Source organism: Pantoea sp. ABR1s (assembly GCF_057812235.1).
In genome coordinates this window covers 3,758,177-3,775,561 of the sequence record NZ_CM173823.1, presented here as the reverse complement: position 1 = coordinate 3,775,561, position 17,385 = coordinate 3,758,177, and the positions used below count along the sequence as shown (strand labels likewise).

Here is a 17,385-nt window from a genome sequence, read left to right as displayed (position 1 = left end):
CTCAGGTAGCCTCAGACTGTTCACTTAAAGTCATCTGCTCCTCTGGTTTTCTCTCTTTTGTTTTAGAAAGGCACATTCACTCCGCCACAACATTACAACGCTTTAAACATGTCCAAAATGATCCAACCACTGCACTCTTTACCGCAGCTACAAAAATTCCAATAGAAGAAAAGGTTCACCTGAAGAGTAAAGCGTCCCACGCCAGGGACAAAAACGCCGGGAGCGTTTTTGAACAACGCAGAGCGTTGGCCCGGCAACGGGCGCACCTCATGGATGAGGTGCGTAATCGCGTGGGCCGAGCGTCATGGATGACGAATGCGTCTTTACGATCAGGTGAACCTATTCTGACCTGCGCCAGTCTCCCAGCGATTCCTCTCACATGCACCGCACCCAAGCCGGAATGCGGAGCGATTAAGCTCCCAATGCCCAATATCACTCACCCAACCTGATCCCCCGCAACATGACTCACCCCACATCCATCGAAAAAAGATCTCACCCAATGAATTAATCATTCGTTATGATAGTTAGTAATTTGAATAATTTATTCCTTTGCGGAGCCCGCCATGAAACTCGACCTCAGCCAGATGATCACCGAAGGCCGCAACCCGGCCAGCCAGAATATTGACGAACTCTCCACCGAAGCGATGCTTCGCGTCATCAATGATGAAGATAAAAAGGTGGCGCTGGCGGTTGAGGCCATCGTGCCGCAGATTGCCGCCGCCGTTGACGCCATCTGCGCCGCCTTCCAGGCCGGTGGACGACTGATCTATTGCGGTGCAGGCACCTCCGGTCGGCTGGGCATACTGGATGCCAGCGAGTGCCCACCTACCTTTGGCACACCCCGCGAGCAGGTTATCGGCCTGATTGCAGGAGGCCATACCGCCATACTCCAGGCGGTAGAAAACGCGGAAGACAACCGGGAGCAGGGCGCGCAGGATCTGAAAGATATCCGCTTCAGCCGCCACGATGTGCTGGTTGGCATCGCCGCCAGCGGTCGCACACCCTACGTACTGGGCGCACTGGCTTACGCGAACGAACTTGGCGCGACTACTGTATCGCTCACCTGTAATCCAGGCAGCGCCATGTCGCAGGTTGCCGCGATTGCGCTCACGCCGGTGGTCGGCCCCGAAGTGGTCACCGGGTCTTCCCGTATGAAAGCGGGCACGGCGCAAAAACTGGTGCTCAACATGCTCACCACCGGGTCGATGATCCGCAGCGGAAAAGTGTACAGCAACCTGATGGTCGATGTGGAAGCCACCAATCAGAAACTGGTGCAGCGTCAGGTTAACATCGTCATGCAGGCCACTGACTGTGATGAGGCGACGGCCAGCGCCGCGCTCACCGCCTGCGGAGGACACTGCAAAACCGCCATCCTGATGGTACTGGCTGACCTGGCTGCTGATGAGGCGAAAGCGCTGCTCAGTCAGCATCAGGGCTTTATCCGTCAGGCTTTACAGGCAGCGGGAGCACGCTAATGGCCAGAATCACCGCGGCACTGTTGCGCGACATCCTGCAGGCGGTCGGTGGCGCGCAAAATATCGCGGCCTGTGGTCACTGCATGACGCGGCTCCGCCTGACGCTCAATCAGCCGGGAGAGAGTGATCTGGCACGGTTAAAAAGCCTGCCGGGTGTCTTAGGCGTTATCGACAGCGAGGCACAGTTGCAGATTGTGCTGGGGCCTGGCAAGGCGCAAACCGCCGCCGAGGGGATGCAGAACCTGCTGGCTCAGGGTGATACCGCGCTGGCACCGCAGGGCGAAACAGCGGAACTTCGCGTGCTGGCGCAGCAGCAGAAGCAGCAGCTAAAGGCGAAACAGACCAGCGGCGTGCATCAGTTCCTGTCGCGCTTCGCCACCATCTTCACTCCGCTGATTCCGGGCTTTATCGGCGCGGGGCTGCTGCTGGGATTTGCCACGCTGATTGAACAGAGTCTCCACCTCAACGCACCCGGTGACCACGCGCCCTGGCTGCTGCATACCGTGGCGTACATGAAAGTCTTCGGTAAAGGGCTGTTCACCTTTCTCAGCATCCTGATTGGCTACAACGCGCAAAAAGCGTTTGGCGGCAGCGGCGTCAATGGCGCAATCATCGCCTCGCTGTTTGTGCTCGGCTATGTGCCCACGGCTACCACCGGCTACTACAGCGGCATGGAAAACTTCTTTGGCCTGGCGATCGACCCGCGCGGCAACATTATTGGCGTGCTGATGGCGGCGATTATCGGGGCGTGGATTGAAAAACAGCTGCGCAAAATCATTCCCGACAATCTCGATATGATCCTCACCTCGCTGTTTACGCTGTTGATCACCGGCGCCATCACCTATCTGTTGATCATGCCGCTGGGCGGCGAACTGTTTAAAGGGATGTCGTGGCTGTTTATCCATCTCAATAACAATCCCTTTGGCTGTGCGCTGCTGGCCGGGCTGTTCCTGATCGCGGTGATGTTCGGCATCCATCAGGGCTTTATTCCGGTCTACTTTGCGCTGATGGAAACCCAGGGTTTTAACTCGCTCTTCCCGATTCTGGCGATGGCGGGAGCAGGCCAGGTCGGCGCATCACTGGCGTTGTGGTGCAAAGCAGAAAAAGGGGCGCTGCTGCGGGCGCAGATCAAAGGCGCTATCGTGCCGGGGCTGCTTGGCGTCGGTGAGCCGCTGATCTACGGCGTCACTTTGCCGCGCCTCAAGCCCTTTATCACCGCCTGCGGCGGTGGTGCGCTGGGCGGGTTCTTTATCGGGCTGGTGGCGTGGCTGGGTTTGCCGGTCGGGATGAACACGGTATTCGGACCCTCCGGCCTGGTCACGCTGCCACTGATGACCTCCAGCCAGGGGATCTTCGCTGGCATGGCGGTCTATCTGGCCGGGCTGATGGTGGCCTGGATCGGCGGATTCCTGCTCACCTGGTGGTTTGGCACCCGTAATGTCGACCTCAGCTGACCCGCTGCCGGAATTATCCAGTCCGGCTAACGGATGGATAATCAACCAAAAATGTGAAAGCCGCTACAAAGCGGCTTTATTATTGCCACTAATTTAACTTAAACGCTAAAGAGTAGGCAGAAGCATGCCGAAAACATAAAAAAAGGTAATCGTTATCTCTCAGCCCACAGTTTTCATGCCGACACTCAGACCGTCGCGTGCAGGACGTCGGGTCTCCAAGGACTTTTGATGCGTAACAACCAGCCTGTCTCTCAGCGTGAATATCTGTTCGACGATAATGCGACACTGATGTCGACCACCGATCTTAACAGCCACATCACCTACGCTAACGACGCGTTTATCGAGGCGAGCGGCTTCACCGCCGACGAGATCAACGGCCAGCCGCATAACATGGTACGTCACCCCGATATGCCATCAGAAGCGTTTGCCGACATGTGGGCGACGCTGAAACAGGGTGAACCCTGGACGGCACTGGTCAAGAACCGCCGTAAAAATGGCGATCACTACTGGGTGCGGGCCAACGCCATTCCGGTAGTACGCGACGGTAAAGTGCAGGGCTACATGTCGGTGCGCACCAAACCCACGGCAGAGGAAGTGCGTCAGACTGAGGTGCTCTATCAGGATTTTCGTGAAGGCCGCGCCAGAGGGCGACGTTTTCACAAAGGCCTGCTGGTTCGCAGCGGCTGGCGTCGTCCCGCCTCAATCCTGAAGACGCTGCCCCTTCGCTGGCGGATCCGCACAACGCTGCTGACGTTACTGCCCCTCTCGGTGGCAGGCGTCTGGGCGCTGGGCATGACGCCAGCGGCACTGGCAGGTTTTACCGCGGGAATGGCTGCGCTGCTTCTGCTCTGCAGCCTGTGGCTGGAGCAGCAGATTTCACGCCCTATTGAGCGGATGTGCAAACAGGCGCTGAGCGTGGCAACCGGTGCCAGCCATAAAGTGGAGCAGATGGACCGCGTTGATGAGGTGGGTGTGACGCTGCGCGCCATCGGTCAGCTCGGATTGATGTTCCGCTGGCTGGTGGATGATGTCAGCGGCCAGGCGATCAACGTGCTGAGCGCCAGCGACGCCATCGCCCGCAGCAATAACGAACTCAGCCGCCGTACCGAACAGGCGGCTGCCAACGTGCAGCAGACTGCGGCCACCATGAACGAAATGACCGCCACGGTGAAGAGCAACACTGAAACTGCACATGAGGCGAATACCCTCTCAGCCGGCACCAGCCACGCTGCCAGCAAAGGCGGTGAGGTGATGACCGAAATGATGGGCATGATGGGCGAAATTGCTGACAGTTCAAAGCGGATTGCCAATATTACCAGCGTTATCGACGGGATTGCGTTCCAGACCAATATCCTGGCACTGAACGCCGCCGTGGAAGCGGCGCGGGCCGGTGAGCAGGGCAAAGGCTTTGCGGTGGTCGCCGGAGAAGTGCGCAGCCTGGCGCAGCGCAGCGCCAAAGCCGCGAGCGAAATCAAAATGCTGGTTGAAACCAGCGCCAGCCGGGTCAACTCGGGCAATGAGCACGCCAGCGCGGCAGGCCGCACGATGCAGGATATCGTGTCGCAGGTGCAGAATGTCACCGCACTGATCGCCCAGATCAGCGCCGCCACGGCCGAACAGGCGACCGCGCTCAGCGAAGTCAGTTCAGCGGTGGAAGATCTTGATGATATCACCCACCAGAACGCCGCCCGCGTGACAGAAAGCGCCGAGGCTTCAGGTCGCATGACCCATCAGGCTAACCGTCTGGTCGAAGCGATCAGCGTCTTTCGTTAAGAGAAGAGATTCAGCGGCCCGGTTAAGAGGCCAGCGCCTGCGTGCCGTCGCGTCCGGCACGCAGTGCGCCTGGTGACTGACCGACAATCCGTTTAAAGGCGCGACTGAATGCCGCAATCGAGCCGTAGCCGAGATGATAAGCCACGGCTTCCACCGCTTCACCGTTGTTCACAATCCGTTGCACCGCCAGCCGCATCCGCAACTCCGTCAGATAGCGCAGCGGCGTCATGCCGGTGGCATTGAGAAACCGTCCGGCAAACACTGAGCGCGAACAGCCTGCCACGCTGGCCAGCCGCGCCACCGTCCAGTTTTCGCCTGGCTCCCGATGCATAGCAGCAATCGCCTGACTCAGACGTGGATCGCGCATCGCCTGCACCAGCCCACTGCGCTCGCCGCAGCCGTTCTCTACCCAGCCGCGCACAATCAGCGCGGCAACCACGTCTGCCAGACGCGACAGTATCCCGGCGAATCCCGCCTGGCGGGTGAGCGACTCCCGCTCCATCGCCGCCAGAATCGGCTGAATCTCCGGGTATTGCGACAGCAGAGTACTCACCAGCATCACATCGGGCATGGTATTGATCAGCGGCTGCATGCCGCCGAGCTCAAACGCCATGCAGGCGCTGAACAACAGCACACTGTGCTCGTCATCACAGGCATCTTCCGGTGCTGCAATGGCGCAGACGCTGTCGCAGAGCGGCTTGCTCGCCATGTTCTTAATACACTGGCAGCTCGCCTCCTCACTGGAGATCAGGCTGTGGGGTTTGCCGTGCGGCACCAGCAGCGCATCGCCGCTGTTGAGCTGAAACACCTCGCCGGAGGCGCTGCGCACCATCAGTGAGCCGCGTCCGACAAAGTGGAACTGCGCCCGGCCCGGCGCGTGCTCATAACGCAGCCCGAACGGCGCGCTCACTGCGATACGCTGATAGTTCACGCCATAGAGGCGCATCCCCATCAGCAGCTCGCTGGTCAGATCTCCATAGTGGCTCATGTGATTCCAGACGAATTATCAAAAATGAAGGTGTAAGCATCATAGATCGTCCTGACACGGCGTTCTATGCTCACACTCACTTTTTTATCTTCCGGAGAAGCAGCATGAGTCTGACAACCGAAGTGGCTGATGAGGTTTCCTCGCCGACCCGTCCCGCGTGGGGCGCGGTATTTTCTATGGCATTTGGGGTGTTCAGCCTCATCACCGCCGAATTTTTACCCGTGAGTCTGCTGACGCCGATGGCTCACAGCCTGGGCGTATCCGAAGGCCAGGCGGGACAGACCGTCACCATCACCGCGCTGGTGGCGCTGTTTACCAGTCTGGTCACCGGCAGCGTCACGCGGCGCATCGACCGCCGCATCGTCATGCTGGTGTTTTCGTTGTTGCTGATCGCGTCGGCACTGATGGTGGCGTTTGCGGCTGACCTGACGGTGATCCTGCTGGCGCGGGTGCTGCTGGGTATGGCCATTGGCGGCTTCTGGACACTCTCAACCGCCATCACCATGCGCCTGGTTCCCACCGATCAGGTGCCGCGCGCGCTCTCTATCGTCTTCAGCGGTATCTCGCTGGCGACGATTATCGCTACGCCACTGGGCAGCTATCTCGGCGGACTGGTGGGCTGGCGCAACATCTTTATGCTGACTGCCGGACTGGGTGCGGTGGCGCTGCTGTGGCAGTTCTTTACCCTGCCCGCCATGCCGGCAGAGAACAAAGCCCGCAACGGCGGGGTGCTGGCGCTGCTGCGTATTGGTGTGATGCGCTGGGGAATGCTGGCGGTAATCATGATGTTTACCGGTCACTTTGCCTTCTTTACCTATCTGCGTCCATTTCTGGAAAGCGTTGCGCAGCTCAACCTCAATCAGCTGTCGCTGGTGCTGCTGGCCTTTGGTGTGGCGAACTTCTTTGGCACCTCGCTGGCCGGTTTCCTGGTCACCCGCAGCGTATCACTGACCCTGAGTGGCATGGCGCTGTTGATGAGTGTCACCGCGCTGCTGCTGGTGAGCTTTGGCGATGTCAGCTGGATGGTAGGTGCAGGCGTGGCGATCTGGGGTATGGCGTTTGGTTCGATGCCAACCGGCTGGTCAACCTGGATTTCGCGCGCGGTGCCGGATGATGCGGAGTCAGGCGGCGGTTTACTGGTTGCCACCATCCAGCTGGCGATTACTGTCGGCGCGGCGGCGGGCGGCTGGATGTTTGACCTGCGCGGCGCAGGCGGTGTGTTCGTTGCCAGCGGAGTGCTGATGCTGCTGGCCGCGCTGACCATCTTCACCCGGGTACGACATCACGGTTAAATTCCCAGGGGCAGCAATATATGCTGCCTTTTTTAATGGGGGTAGATTATTAACCTTTTGAGTGATAACTGTGCGAAATGTGCTTTTTATCATCAATTTTACTGAACGAGTTAAGCAAAACCCTCCGCTTTTTAATGATCAACTTCCGGACTAATATATCTATCAACAAGGCAGCACGCCTTACCTGATAAAAATTAACCGAGGAATTGACCATGAAATCTATCAAAACTTTTGCAGCTGTTATCGCGCTTTCTGTTCTGCCATTCGCCAGCTTCGCCCAATCTGTGACCGCCATCGACTCTACGCTGGATGGTGCTGAAGCGAAAATCGCTGCGCAGGCTCAGGAAGCTGGTGCTTCATATAAAATCACTGAAGCTTACACCAACAACGGCGTTCACATGACCGCTGAGCTGCTGAAATAAGTTAAGTTTTACCCTCTTGTGCTGACAGGACGCCTTTGGGCGTCCTGGCGGCGTTTATCCGCTAATAATCCTGTCCCTTTCCCCCCGAAATAATTATTATTCTCAAAAACAATTCTGCATCTGACTGCTGGTCAGCTGTTTCTGGTTGCAATGTCGGGCTTTCTTTTCACTGCGTCTGCAGTGGATTAACTATGGAGAAGTTATGAAAGCGATTACCAATACGTGCCGGACCCTGCGTCCGCTGTTACTGGCTACGGCCCTGTTCTCTGCCTCAGGATGGCTGGCGGTGCAGGCTGAAGATCTCAATCAGGCCGTGGGTAAAGGCGTCTATGAACTGGCAGTCAGCCCGAAAGATAACGCGCTGTTCGTGGCGACAGCGCAGAACAGCAGCGGTGACGGCGGCACAGTTTTCCGTCTCGACCCGGCGACGCTGGCGGTACAGCAGTCGATCAACACGGAGCTGAAATCGTTCGGCGCGGCGATCAACCCGCAAACCAACGTGCTCTACATCGGCAACACCGTAAACGGCTCGGTTACGGCCATTGACGCCAGCAGCGGCAAAGTGCTCAACACGCTGGTGCTGGATAGCCGTAAGCGCAGTGAGACAGTGCGCCCATTGCAGCCGCGTCAGGTGGCGGTTGATGCTAAAACTAACCGGGTTTATATCACCGGCCTGGGACCGCAAAGCGTGGTCTGGGTGGTGGATGGCAGCACGCTGAAGCTTGTCAGTACCATCCCGAATACCGGTAAAATGGGCACCGGCCTGGCGGTAGATTCAGACGCGCAGAAGGTCTACGTCACCAACGGTGATGGTGAACTGGTGACGATCAATGCGCGCACCAATGCCATTGAGAAAAAGCAGAAGATTGACGGAGATAAAGAGCACTTCTTCCTGAACATCGCGCTGGATACGCGCGGTCAGCGCGCCTTCCTGACGGATTCAAAGCAGGCGCAGGTGCTGGTGGTTGATCTGCGTAATCAGCAGGTGATTCAGCGGATTGATGTGCCGGAATCGCTGGCGGTGCTGTTTAATGGTGAGCGCGATGAGCTTTATGTCACGCATCGTAAAGCGGGTGAAGTCAGCATCATCGACGCCAGCAGCTATAAGGTGAAGCGCACGGTGAAAACCCCGGCGCTGCCTAACAGTCTGGCACTCTCGGCAGACGGCAAGGTGCTTTATGTCAGCGTGAAACAGCCTGGCTCGCGTAAGGCGCCGCCAAAAAATCCTGACAGCGTGATGCGTATTGCACTGTAAGGCGTGAGGTCCCGGGCAATGCTGTGTTGAAGCTGTTTTACATCCGGTCTTTGTAAACGAGAAAGCCACTCTGACGAGTGGCTTTTTTATTTAAACAGAATCGCTTTCGCCGTTTTGAGGGTTCAGATGCGAAAGGCCACTCTTTTTCCGGTCGGAAGTTCCACATCAAGACTGAGTTTTCCGCCCATTGCTTCGACATAGCGTTTCAGCGTGGCAACCTTAATCTCATTTCCGCGTTGCTCAATCTGAGCAACGGCAGGCTGACGCACGCCCATGGCCTCGGCGAGCGTCTTTTGTGATAACTGAAGCTCTTCGCGAATCATCTGAAGCCCGACTTCCAGAATCATTTCATCAGACATTCTTTTGATTCGCGCCTGACTCTCAGGGGAGAAGTCGGCGATAACATCATCCAGGGTTCTCATTAATTATTTCCCTTCTCCTGTTCAGCCAGCCAGGCTGAAAATTCATCGTCAGCGATGCGTATCATTCGGATATAAAAACGTTTGTCATGACTCTTATCTCCGGCACATAACACAATAGCCTGGCGGACAGGGTCAAATGCATAAAATGCCCGAATTGGCTTTCCTGAAAACTGTACGCGGAGTTCTTTCATATTCCTGTACTGCGAGCCCTTGAGAGTATCAGCATAAGGGCGAGGCAAATCAGGGCCGTATACTTTTAACTTTCCCAGATCCGCTAACATTTTTTCCTGCAGGGCTTCTTCCTGCTCACTTAGCCAGCTTTCAAAGCGCGGGCTCAGGAGTACGGTCCACATGACATACTTCCTTGTATATATTCCGTCATACAGGGTACAGATTATAAGCTACAGCTTATAAATTCAAGCCAGAGAACACGCATGACGGCTGATTTAAGCATTAAAAAAGCCCGCTTTCGCGGGCCAGGAGCAGCACATCTCTGCTGTTACAGGAGTCCTGCAGGTTCTTTGCGGGATGATCCGTGGCTGAGGAGAGTGGGGTGGAAATCGACCCGTGCCGCCATACTTAAGTAGTTACACCTCTTCCGACGCTTCGCGCATCATCTCATCGTGCGGAACATCATCCAGAATCTGCTCAAAGCTGCGCAGACGCTTATAGATCGACATTAGTTCAATCAGCGTCGACCAGGAGGCGATCAGATACTGGAACGAGCCGCGCACCTGATCAAACACGTTGGTGATCTGGTTGAGTAAGCCCAGCGTGATGGTGCCCGCCACAATGGATGGAAACAGCAGAAACAGACCAAACACATTATCGACCTGCAGATAGAGAATGCGGGTGATGTTGAAGTAGAGATAGTGAAAGTAGAGACGGAAGTAGTTAACCCGCACCCGACTGAACAACTCCTGAACCGTCTGCGGTGTGGCACGATCGGCATTGTCTTCGCCGTAGACCAGCTCTTTACGGTAGGCGGCTTCAACCCGCTGATTGCGGAACTCCAGCCCCGGCAGCTTAATCCCGACCAGCGCCAGCAAACCGGTACCAAACACTGACCAGAGCACAGCGGCAATCACCAGTGCGTAAGGAATATTGCCGAGGATGGGAATATCTTTCACGTGATGGGAGAGCGCGACCAGCACCGGTAAAAACGCCACCAGCGTCATAATCGCCTGAATAAAACTGACACCCCAGTTTTCCAGCGTGGTCGCAAACCGCATGGTGTCTTCCTGCACACGCTGTGCGGCACCTTCGACATGACGCAGACGCTGCCAGTTGTGCATGTAGTAGTTATTCATGGCGCTACGCCAGCGGAAAACCCAGTGGCTGATAAAGAAGGAGTTGAGTACGCCAATCACCACCGCGATTAATGCGATGCCGAGAAAAGAGAAAACCTCATGGTAAAACTCCGCAATCTGCACCGATCCCGCTTTGGTTAACGCTTTCTGAATCAGATCATAAAACGGTCCATACCAGGCGTTAATGGCCACTCCGACCTGCACGCCAAACCAGGTCACAAAGATGATCAGCGCGGAGCCCCAGACTGACCAGCGTTGCCATGGATGCGCATCAATCAACCGCCAGACCCCGGCAAAAATGGCTACCATGATCCAGTAATAGAGGTAGAACCAGAGCTGACTCACGGCGATAAAACGCGCTGCCGTCGTCGGCAGGGGCTGTTTCATTGCTGTTTCAAAGGTGGGCCAGATGCCGGGCAGATGCGCGGCAAAGCCGAACCAGGCAAAAATCGCTACTAAGCTCCAGACAGCCGCAGAGCTGAAAAACAGCGCTGGCCGCGGAAAAAAAGACTTAAACATAGGCACTCCGCTGTTGTGTGTTGCCTGTTATAACGTTTTTGACGGGTCGCTGTCTGTAGTCTGTTGTTTCTGCTAATGACAGGAGGGGGATAGATGTTAATGAAATTGTGCGGTTTTGTTTCCTGGAACTAAATCTTTGTGAATGGCAGTGTTACAATAGGTTGTTTGTTACCGGTAACAAACAGGCTCCTGGCCTGTATCTGCTGATAAAAACCATTACAACGCAACCACCTATTTTTTTCATACCGCCGGTCAGCGCGGGAATGAGGCAATGTCATGTCAGAACAAAAAAAGGGTCATTCACGCAGGGATTTTTTGCTGAAGACAATTACCCTGGCGCCTGCAATGGCGGTAGGTTCCACAGCGATGGGTGCACTCTCCCTGCCGCTGGCCACACAGGCGGCTGAAACCCCGGCCACGCCACAGCAGGCGCGCGACTACCAGCCGAACTGGTTCACCGCCGAAGAGTTTGCTTTTATTACCGCCGCCGTGGCACGGCTTATCCCCAGCGATGAACGCGGGCCTGGTGCGCTGGAAGCGGGCGTGCCTGAGTTTATCGATCGTCAGATGAATACGCCTTATGCCACGGGGTCGAACTGGTATATGCAGGGGCCGTTTAACCCCGACCTGCCGAAAGAGCTGGGCTATCAGCTGCCGCTGGTGCCACAGCAGATCTACCGCCTCGGTCTGGCCGATGCCGATAATTACAGCAAAAAGCAGCACGGCAAGGTGTTCGCCCAGCTCAGTGGCGAGCAGCAGGATGCCTTACTGCAGGCGATGGAAAATGGCAGTGCTGAATTCAGCCAGCTGCCGGCAAAAGTCTTCTTTAGCTTCCTGTTGCAGAATACCCGTGAAGGCTTCTTCAGCGATCCTATACACGGCGGGAATCAGGGCATGGTCGGCTGGAAGCTGATTAACTTCCCTGGCGCACGCGCCGACTTTATGGACTGGGTAGAGCGCGGCGAACGTTATCCGTTCCCGTCAGTGTCGATTCGCGGGGAGAGAAGCTAAGCATGGCAAACGAAATGAAAAAAGTGGATGCGGTGATTGTCGGCTTCGGCTGGGCGGGTGCCATTATGGCGAAAGAGCTGACCGAAGCGGGCCTGAACGTGCTGGCGCTGGAGCGCGGACCGCATCGTGATACCTATCCTGATGGCTCCTATCCGCAGTCCATTGATGAGCTGACCTATAACGTCCGCAAAAAGCTTTTCCAGGATCTCTCCAAAAGCACCGTGACCATTCGTCATGATGCGTCGCAGACCGCAGTGCCCTATCGTCAGCTAGCGGCATTTCTGCCCGGCACCGGCACCGGTGGCGCGGGTCTTCACTGGTCCGGCGTTCATTTCCGTGTCGATCCGGTTGAGTTGCGGATGCGCAGCCATTACGAAGAGCGCTACGGCAAGAACTTCATTCCGGAAGGCATGACGATTCAGGATTTTGGCGTCAGCTACGATGAGCTGGAGCCGTTCTTCGACAAAGCGGAAAAGGTTTTTGGCACCTCAGGCAGCGCCTGGAGTATCAAAGGCAAAGTGGTCGGCAAAGATACAGGCGGCAACCCGTTTGCGCCCGATCGCTCAGATAACTTCCCGCTGCCCGCGCAGAAGCGCACTTACTCGGCGCAGCTGTTTGCTCAGGCGGCAGAGTCGGTCGGCTATCACCCTTACGATCTGCCGTCTGCCAATACCTCGGGTCCATATACCAACACCTACGGCGCACAGATGGGGCCGTGCAACTTCTGCGGTTACTGCAGCGGCTACGCCTGCTACATGTATTCCAAGGCGTCGCCTAACGTCAATATCCTGCCTGCGCTGCGTCAGGAGCCTAAGTTTGAGCTGCGCAATAACTCTTATGTGCTGCGGGTCAATCTCAGCGATGACAAAACGCGTGCGACCGGCGTGACCTATGTGGATGGGCAGGGCCGCGAGCAGGTTCAGCCCGCTGACCTGGTGATCCTCTCAGCCTTCCAGTTCCACAATGTTCACCTGATGCTGCTGTCGGGCATCGGCAAACCCTACAACCCGATTACCAACGAAGGGACCGTAGGTCGCAACTTCGCCTATCAGAACCTCTCTACGCTGAAGGCGCTGTTTGATAAGAACACCACCACTAATCCGTTTATCGGTGCGGGTGGCGCAGGCGTTGCGGTTGATGATTTCAACGCGGATAACTTCGACCACGGGCCGCTGGGCTTTGTTGGTGGTTCGCCATTCTGGGTTAACCAGGCGGGCACCAAACCGATCTCCGGCCTGCCGGTGCCGGCGGGTACGCCCAACTGGGGCAGCAAATGGAAAGCGGCGGTGGCGGATACCTACACCCATCATCTGTCGATGGATGCGCACGGCGCCCACCAGTCTTATCGCGCCAACTACCTTGATCTCGATCCCAACTACAAAGATGCTTATGGACAGCCGCTGCTGCGCATGACCTTTGACTGGCAGGAGAACGACATCAAAATGGCGCAGTTCATGGTCGGCAAGATGCGCAATATCGCGGAAGCGATGAATCCGAAGATGATCATCGGCGGCGCGAAAAAGCCTGGCACCCATTTCGACTCCACGGTTTATCAGACTACCCACATCAGTGGCGGGGCGATCATGGGCGACGATCCAAAAACCAGTGCGGTTAACCGTTATCTGCAAAGCTGGGATGTGCCGAATGTGTTTGTACCGGGCGCATCGGCTTTCCCGCAGGGACTGGGCTACAACCCGACCGGCATGGTGGCGGCGCTGACCTACTGGTCAGCTAAAGCGATTCGCGAACACTACCTGAAAAACCCAGGCCCACTGGTGCAGGCATAAGGACATGGCGATGAAAAATGGCATTCTGGCTCTGATTCTTGGCTCCCTGACGTTCGCCGCCCTGGCGGAGAGCAGCCAGGACGATCTGGTTAAACGGGGTGAGTATCTGGCGCGAGCCGGTGACTGTGTGGCCTGCCACACCAGCAAAGGCGGCGCGGCCTTTGCCGGTGGGCTGCCGATGGCAACACCGATTGGCACCATCTACTCCACCAACATTACGCCCGATCCCGCGACTGGCATTGGCGAATACAGCTACGACGACTTCCAGAAAGCGGTGCGTCAGGGCGTGGCGAAAAATGGCGATACGCTCTATCCGGCGATGCCATATCCCTCTTACGCAGTGGTCAGCGATGAAGACATGAAGGCGCTTTACGCCTACTTCATGCATGGCGTCGCGCCGGTCGGGCAGCCAAACCGGGAGAGCGACATTCCCTGGCCGCTGTCGATGCGCTGGCCGCTGGCGATCTGGCGCGGGATTTTTGCGCCCGACGTGAAAGCGTTCCAGCCTGCAGCCCAGGAAGATCCGGTGCTGGCACGTGGTCGCTATCTGGTAGAAGGACTGGGTCACTGCGGGGCCTGTCACACGCCGCGCAGCATCACGATGCAGGAGAAGGCGCTGACCAACAATGAGGGCAGCGACTATCTGGCGGGCAGCAGCGCACCGATTGATGGCTGGACCGCCAGCAATCTGCGTGGTGACAACCGCGATGGACTGGGTCGCTGGAGCGAAGAGGACCTGCGTCAGTTCCTGCGTTATGGCCGCAACGATCAGACCGCTGCTTTTGGTGGCATGACCGACGTGGTGGAACACAGCCTGCAGCACCTGAGCGAGTCCGATATCACGGCGATTGCACGCTATCTGAAGTCGCTGGGCGCGAAAGATTCGCATCAGGCAGCCTTCAGCGTCGATGACGCCACCGCCAAAGCGTTGTGGAAAGGTGACGACAGTGCGACGGGTGCAGCCACCTACGTCGACAGCTGTGCGGCGTGCCATAAAACCGATGGCAGCGGCTATAAACGTTTCTATCCGGCGCTGCGCGGTAATCCGGTGGTGCTGGCGGACGATCCGACCTCACTGATCCATATCGTACTGGTGGGCGGGCAGTTGCCTGGTGTCAATGGCGCGCCGTCGACGATTACCATGCCAGCATTTGGCTGGCGTCTTGACGATCAGCAGGTGGCGGACGTGGTGAACTTCGTGCGTAACAGTTGGGGCAACAAGGCGTCGGAGCCGGTCAGCGCGAAACAGGTCGCTGAGCTGCGTAAAGATGAGAAAGATCGGCTGGGCAGTGCAGATATCCGGGTACTGGAAGGCAAATAATCGGCAGTAAAAAAGGCCGTCATCATCAGGATGACGGCCTTTTCTTTTAGATATTCTCCAGATCGATACCGCGCGTTTTCGGCCCATAAATCCCTACCGACAGCATCACCATCACCATGCTCAGCACGATAAAGGTAATCACGCCTGGCGTACCGGCGTACTGCAGGATCACCCCAATCAAAATACTGCTGAATACCGTAGAGAGGCGACTGAAGGAGTAGCAGAAGCCGACCGCCCGCGCCCGAATATGGGTCGGGAAAATCTCGGTCTGATAGGCGTGGAAGCTGAAGGTCAGCCAGGCGTTGGACCAGGTGATCAGGAAGCCGCAGAGAATCAGCAATACCGGCTGCGTCTGGAAGGCGAACAACGTGCCGAACACCACCGTCATCAGCGACGACAGGACAATCTGCCACTTATTTTCCAGCTTATCGGCGTAGCGGCTACAGATCAGCGATCCCAGCGGATAGGCCAGCGTGATGAAGAAGGCATAAAGCAAACTGTGCGTCACCGTGGCACCGCGGCCTGACAGCAGCGCAGGCAGCCAGTTACCAAAGCCGAAAAAGCCGATCGCCTGGAAAAAGTTCATCACCACCAGCATCAGGGTGCGCTTGCGGTAAGCGGGTGACCAGATCTCGCTGAAGCGCCCCCGTTTTGGCAGCTGCACCGCGGCGTCATCGGCTGAAAAAGCGGGGCCGGCCGCGATGCCGCAGCGTTGCTCCATCGTGGACAGCACCTGATGCGCCTCCTGATGACGACCCTGCTGCGCCAGCCAGCGCGCCGACTCCGGCAGGTTCCTGCGCACCAGCCAGATCACCAGCGAACAGACCGCGCCCGCAATGACCACCCAGCGCCAGCCTTCAAGGCTGAACAGCGTTTGCGGAATCAGCCACCACGACATCAGCGCCACGGCCGGCACCGATAAAAACTGCACGAAAAAGGAGAAGGCAAAGGCGCGGCTGCGCAGATGGGTCGGCACCCATTCCGACAGATAGGTGTCGATGGTCACCAGCTCGACGCCCAGCCCGATCCCTACCAGAAAGCGGAACAGAATAATCATCTCCGCGCTCTGCTGGAACGCCATCAGCAGCGAAAACAGTCCGTACCACAGCAGCGCGCACATAAAGGTGAGACGGCGACCAAAGCGGTCAGCGTAGGGCGCCAGCAGGCTGGCACCGAAAAACAGACCGAGAAAAGTGGCTGAGGCGAAGGCCGCCTGATCGGAGAAGCCCAGCACGCCTGCCGCACCCGTGTGAAATACGCCCGCCGACAGCAGGCCGGTACTGATGTAGCCGGTTTCAAACAGGTCATAAAGCTCAAAAAAGCCGCCCAGCGCCAGCAGCGTAATAAAGCGCCACAATCCGGCGGAGGAGGGCAGCGCATCAACCCGAGCGGCTAAGCTGTTACGGGCCGCCGATGAAGCGTGCATCGGTGGCAGGCTGGTGGAGGAGGTGGTCATGTCAGCGTGAACCTCTGGCAGTGTGGAGACGACTCGCAGCCGGTCGGAGGCTTATTAAAATAGTTAACCGTTAGCAAGCGAAGAAATAGCAGAATAGTCAATTCATCCGCCGTTGCCGAGAGGGTCGTTGCTGACTATTTAGCAACGTACGTTGCAGGTTTTGCCATCCGTGGCAGGCGTACTCCGGCAGCGGCGACCAGGCCAGAATCTGAATGCAGCGAACTCCGGACTGTCTCTCAGTCCGGTAACGCGGGGGCAGGAGCGCATGGATGCAAATGGCGTCCTTGCGTTATCATAGCCTTGCTTTATGACACCTTTTCACGGACGCGGAAAAAGCTGAGCTGAAGAAGCTGACACAATTACTGAAAGATGAGGTGTAACGTGAGTTTTTTTGACGAGCTGAAAGCATCGCTGGAAGAGGCTGTGGAGATCAAAAACGGTATCAGGGAGCCCGGTCGTGTTACCCGTTACGCGGTTGCCGACGTGAAGGCTATCCGGGCACAGCTTAACGTCTCACAGAGTGAGATGGCGACGGCATTGGGAACCAGCCTCGATACCATAAAGAGCTGGGAAGCCGGACGGCGTAACCCGACCGGGCTGGCAGCTAAAGTACTGGTCACTATCCAGAAAAACCCGGAATTTTTTAAGGAGCTGGCGGCGCAATGAGCCGTTGTTCCCTGCACGCCGTTTAACAAAAAATAAAACGTGCCACCGATGAAACATTCATCGGTGGCACTGTGCTTTAAGGCAGTTTCGGCCAGACGCCTGGCCCGATCGGCAGACCCAGCAGATACCACACCAGCAGCAGCGCTATCCAGCTGATAAAGAACACCAGCGGATAGGGGAAGATCACCTACAGCCTGTTTCACGGCTTAAAAATTTTGAGTCAACATAATGGCT

Annotated in this window: 15 protein-coding genes and 1 pseudogene; 10 read left to right on the top strand and 6 right to left on the bottom strand. The window is 57.0% G+C overall.

Annotated features, from left to right (window positions below; translation table 11 throughout):
- Positions 1–563 precede the first annotated feature (563 nt).
- The 3 genes from murQ (at position 564) to ACXKZD_RS17780 (ending at position 4,702) form a co-directional block, all read left to right on the top strand.
- Complete coding sequence (gene murQ, locus ACXKZD_RS17790; protein WP_163639793.1) at positions 564–1,475, top strand: N-acetylmuramic acid 6-phosphate etherase; 912 nt, start codon at positions 564–566, stop codon at positions 1,473–1,475.
- Positions 1,475–2,929 carry a PTS N-acetylmuramic acid transporter subunit IIBC gene (gene murP / locus ACXKZD_RS17785; RefSeq protein WP_301250343.1) on the top strand — a complete coding sequence of 485 codons (1,455 nt, stop codon included), beginning with the start codon at positions 1,475–1,477 and terminating at the stop codon, positions 2,927–2,929. The genes murQ and murP overlap by 1 nt, the downstream gene beginning before the upstream one ends.
- Positions 2,930–3,157: 228 nt before the next feature.
- Positions 3,158–4,702, top strand: coding sequence for a methyl-accepting chemotaxis protein (locus ACXKZD_RS17780; protein ID WP_010252127.1), 1,545 nt, complete (start codon positions 3,158–3,160; stop codon positions 4,700–4,702).
- Between the two features lie 22 nt (positions 4,703–4,724).
- Here ACXKZD_RS17780 and ACXKZD_RS17775 read toward each other — a convergent pair whose 3' ends face one another.
- Positions 4,725–5,690, bottom strand: a complete 966-nt coding sequence (locus ACXKZD_RS17775; RefSeq protein WP_010252125.1) for an AraC family transcriptional regulator — start codon at positions 5,688–5,690, stop codon at positions 4,725–4,727.
- A 104-nt stretch (positions 5,691–5,794) separates the two neighbouring features.
- Here ACXKZD_RS17775 and ACXKZD_RS17770 point away from each other — a divergent pair, with 104 nt between their 5' ends.
- The 3 genes from ACXKZD_RS17770 (at position 5,795) to yncE (ending at position 8,659) form a co-directional block, all read left to right on the top strand.
- Positions 5,795–6,982, top strand: coding sequence for an MFS transporter (locus ACXKZD_RS17770; protein ID WP_061901848.1), 1,188 nt, complete (start codon positions 5,795–5,797; stop codon positions 6,980–6,982).
- A gap of 212 nt (positions 6,983–7,194) precedes the next feature.
- Positions 7,195–7,404 carry a YdgH/BhsA/McbA family protein gene (locus ACXKZD_RS17765; protein WP_009092571.1) on the top strand — a complete coding sequence of 70 codons (210 nt, stop codon included), beginning with the start codon at positions 7,195–7,197 and terminating at the stop codon, positions 7,402–7,404.
- A gap of 202 nt (positions 7,405–7,606) precedes the next feature.
- Positions 7,607–8,659: a 7-bladed beta-propeller protein YncE gene (yncE, locus tag ACXKZD_RS17760; protein ID WP_061901847.1), complete on the top strand. Its 1,053-nt coding sequence runs from the start codon at positions 7,607–7,609 to the stop codon at positions 8,657–8,659.
- A gap of 122 nt (positions 8,660–8,781) precedes the next feature.
- On the opposite strand, the gene ACXKZD_RS17755 is transcribed toward yncE, so the two are convergent.
- The 3 genes from ACXKZD_RS17755 to sbmA all read right to left on the bottom strand — a co-directional run bounded on the left by ACXKZD_RS17755 (position 8,782) and on the right by sbmA (position 10,910).
- Complete coding sequence (locus tag ACXKZD_RS17755; RefSeq protein ID WP_488981781.1) at positions 8,782–9,081, bottom strand: helix-turn-helix domain-containing protein; 300 nt, start codon at positions 9,079–9,081, stop codon at positions 8,782–8,784.
- On the bottom strand, positions 9,081–9,434 hold the full coding sequence (locus ACXKZD_RS17750) for a type II toxin-antitoxin system RelE/ParE family toxin (RefSeq protein ID WP_010672045.1): 354 nt from the start codon (positions 9,432–9,434) through the stop codon (positions 9,081–9,083). The genes ACXKZD_RS17755 and ACXKZD_RS17750 overlap by 1 nt, the downstream gene beginning before the upstream one ends.
- A gap of 234 nt (positions 9,435–9,668) precedes the next feature.
- Complete coding sequence (gene sbmA, locus ACXKZD_RS17745) at positions 9,669–10,910, bottom strand: peptide antibiotic transporter SbmA (RefSeq protein WP_033770848.1); 1,242 nt, start codon at positions 10,908–10,910, stop codon at positions 9,669–9,671.
- A 276-nt stretch (positions 10,911–11,186) separates the two neighbouring features.
- Here sbmA and ACXKZD_RS17740 point away from each other — a divergent pair, with 276 nt between their 5' ends.
- Genes ACXKZD_RS17740 through ACXKZD_RS17730 form a run of 3 tightly spaced genes read left to right on the top strand, consistent with a single transcriptional unit; the run spans position 11,187 to position 15,029 of the window.
- Positions 11,187–11,921 carry a gluconate 2-dehydrogenase subunit 3 family protein gene (locus ACXKZD_RS17740; protein ID WP_010672043.1) on the top strand — a complete coding sequence of 245 codons (735 nt, stop codon included), beginning with the start codon at positions 11,187–11,189 and terminating at the stop codon, positions 11,919–11,921.
- A gap of 2 nt (positions 11,922–11,923) precedes the next feature.
- Positions 11,924–13,708 (top strand): GMC family oxidoreductase, encoded by a 1,785-nt coding sequence (locus ACXKZD_RS17735; protein ID WP_154209810.1) that lies wholly within the window; start codon positions 11,924–11,926, stop codon positions 13,706–13,708.
- 10 nt (positions 13,709–13,718) lie between these two features.
- Complete coding sequence (locus tag ACXKZD_RS17730) at positions 13,719–15,029, top strand: c-type cytochrome (protein WP_033787573.1); 1,311 nt, start codon at positions 13,719–13,721, stop codon at positions 15,027–15,029.
- A 46-nt stretch (positions 15,030–15,075) separates the two neighbouring features.
- On the opposite strand, the gene ACXKZD_RS17725 is transcribed toward ACXKZD_RS17730, so the two are convergent.
- Positions 15,076–16,485, bottom strand: a complete 1,410-nt coding sequence (locus tag ACXKZD_RS17725; RefSeq protein ID WP_033787531.1) for an MFS transporter — start codon at positions 16,483–16,485, stop codon at positions 15,076–15,078.
- Positions 16,486–16,866: 381 nt separating this feature from the next.
- Here ACXKZD_RS17725 and nadS point away from each other — a divergent pair, with 381 nt between their 5' ends.
- Positions 16,867–17,151 (top strand): NadS family protein, encoded by a 285-nt coding sequence (nadS, locus tag ACXKZD_RS17720; protein ID WP_022625237.1) that lies wholly within the window; start codon positions 16,867–16,869, stop codon positions 17,149–17,151.
- Between the two features lie 76 nt (positions 17,152–17,227).
- Here nadS and ACXKZD_RS17715 read toward each other — a convergent pair.
- A pseudogene (locus ACXKZD_RS17715) lies at positions 17,228–17,338 on the bottom strand (AbgT family transporter); the annotation flags it as partial.
- Between the last annotated feature and the right edge of the window lie 47 nt (positions 17,339–17,385).

Coding starts and splice junctions, on each gene's coding strand:
- ACXKZD_RS17725 (WP_033787531.1), bottom strand. CDS start 16,485: ATGACCACCTCCTCCACCAGCCTGCCACCGATGCACGCTTCATCGGCG.
- yncE (WP_061901847.1), top strand. CDS start 7,607: ATGAAAGCGATTACCAATACGTGCCGGACCCTGCGTCCGCTGTTACTG.
- ACXKZD_RS17780 (WP_010252127.1), top strand. CDS start 3,158: ATGCGTAACAACCAGCCTGTCTCTCAGCGTGAATATCTGTTCGACGAT.
- ACXKZD_RS17740 (WP_010672043.1), top strand. CDS start 11,187: ATGTCAGAACAAAAAAAGGGTCATTCACGCAGGGATTTTTTGCTGAAG.
- ACXKZD_RS17770 (WP_061901848.1), top strand. CDS start 5,795: ATGAGTCTGACAACCGAAGTGGCTGATGAGGTTTCCTCGCCGACCCGT.
- murP (WP_301250343.1), top strand. CDS start 1,475: ATGGCCAGAATCACCGCGGCACTGTTGCGCGACATCCTGCAGGCGGTC.
- ACXKZD_RS17765 (WP_009092571.1), top strand. CDS start 7,195: ATGAAATCTATCAAAACTTTTGCAGCTGTTATCGCGCTTTCTGTTCTG.
- ACXKZD_RS17735 (WP_154209810.1), top strand. CDS start 11,924: ATGGCAAACGAAATGAAAAAAGTGGATGCGGTGATTGTCGGCTTCGGC.
- sbmA (WP_033770848.1), bottom strand. CDS start 10,910: ATGTTTAAGTCTTTTTTTCCGCGGCCAGCGCTGTTTTTCAGCTCTGCG.
- murQ (WP_163639793.1), top strand. CDS start 564: ATGAAACTCGACCTCAGCCAGATGATCACCGAAGGCCGCAACCCGGCC.
- ACXKZD_RS17775 (WP_010252125.1), bottom strand. CDS start 5,690: ATGAGCCACTATGGAGATCTGACCAGCGAGCTGCTGATGGGGATGCGC.
- ACXKZD_RS17730 (WP_033787573.1), top strand. CDS start 13,719: ATGAAAAATGGCATTCTGGCTCTGATTCTTGGCTCCCTGACGTTCGCC.
- ACXKZD_RS17755 (WP_488981781.1), bottom strand. CDS start 9,081: ATGAGAACCCTGGATGATGTTATCGCCGACTTCTCCCCTGAGAGTCAG.
- ACXKZD_RS17750 (WP_010672045.1), bottom strand. CDS start 9,434: ATGTGGACCGTACTCCTGAGCCCGCGCTTTGAAAGCTGGCTAAGTGAG.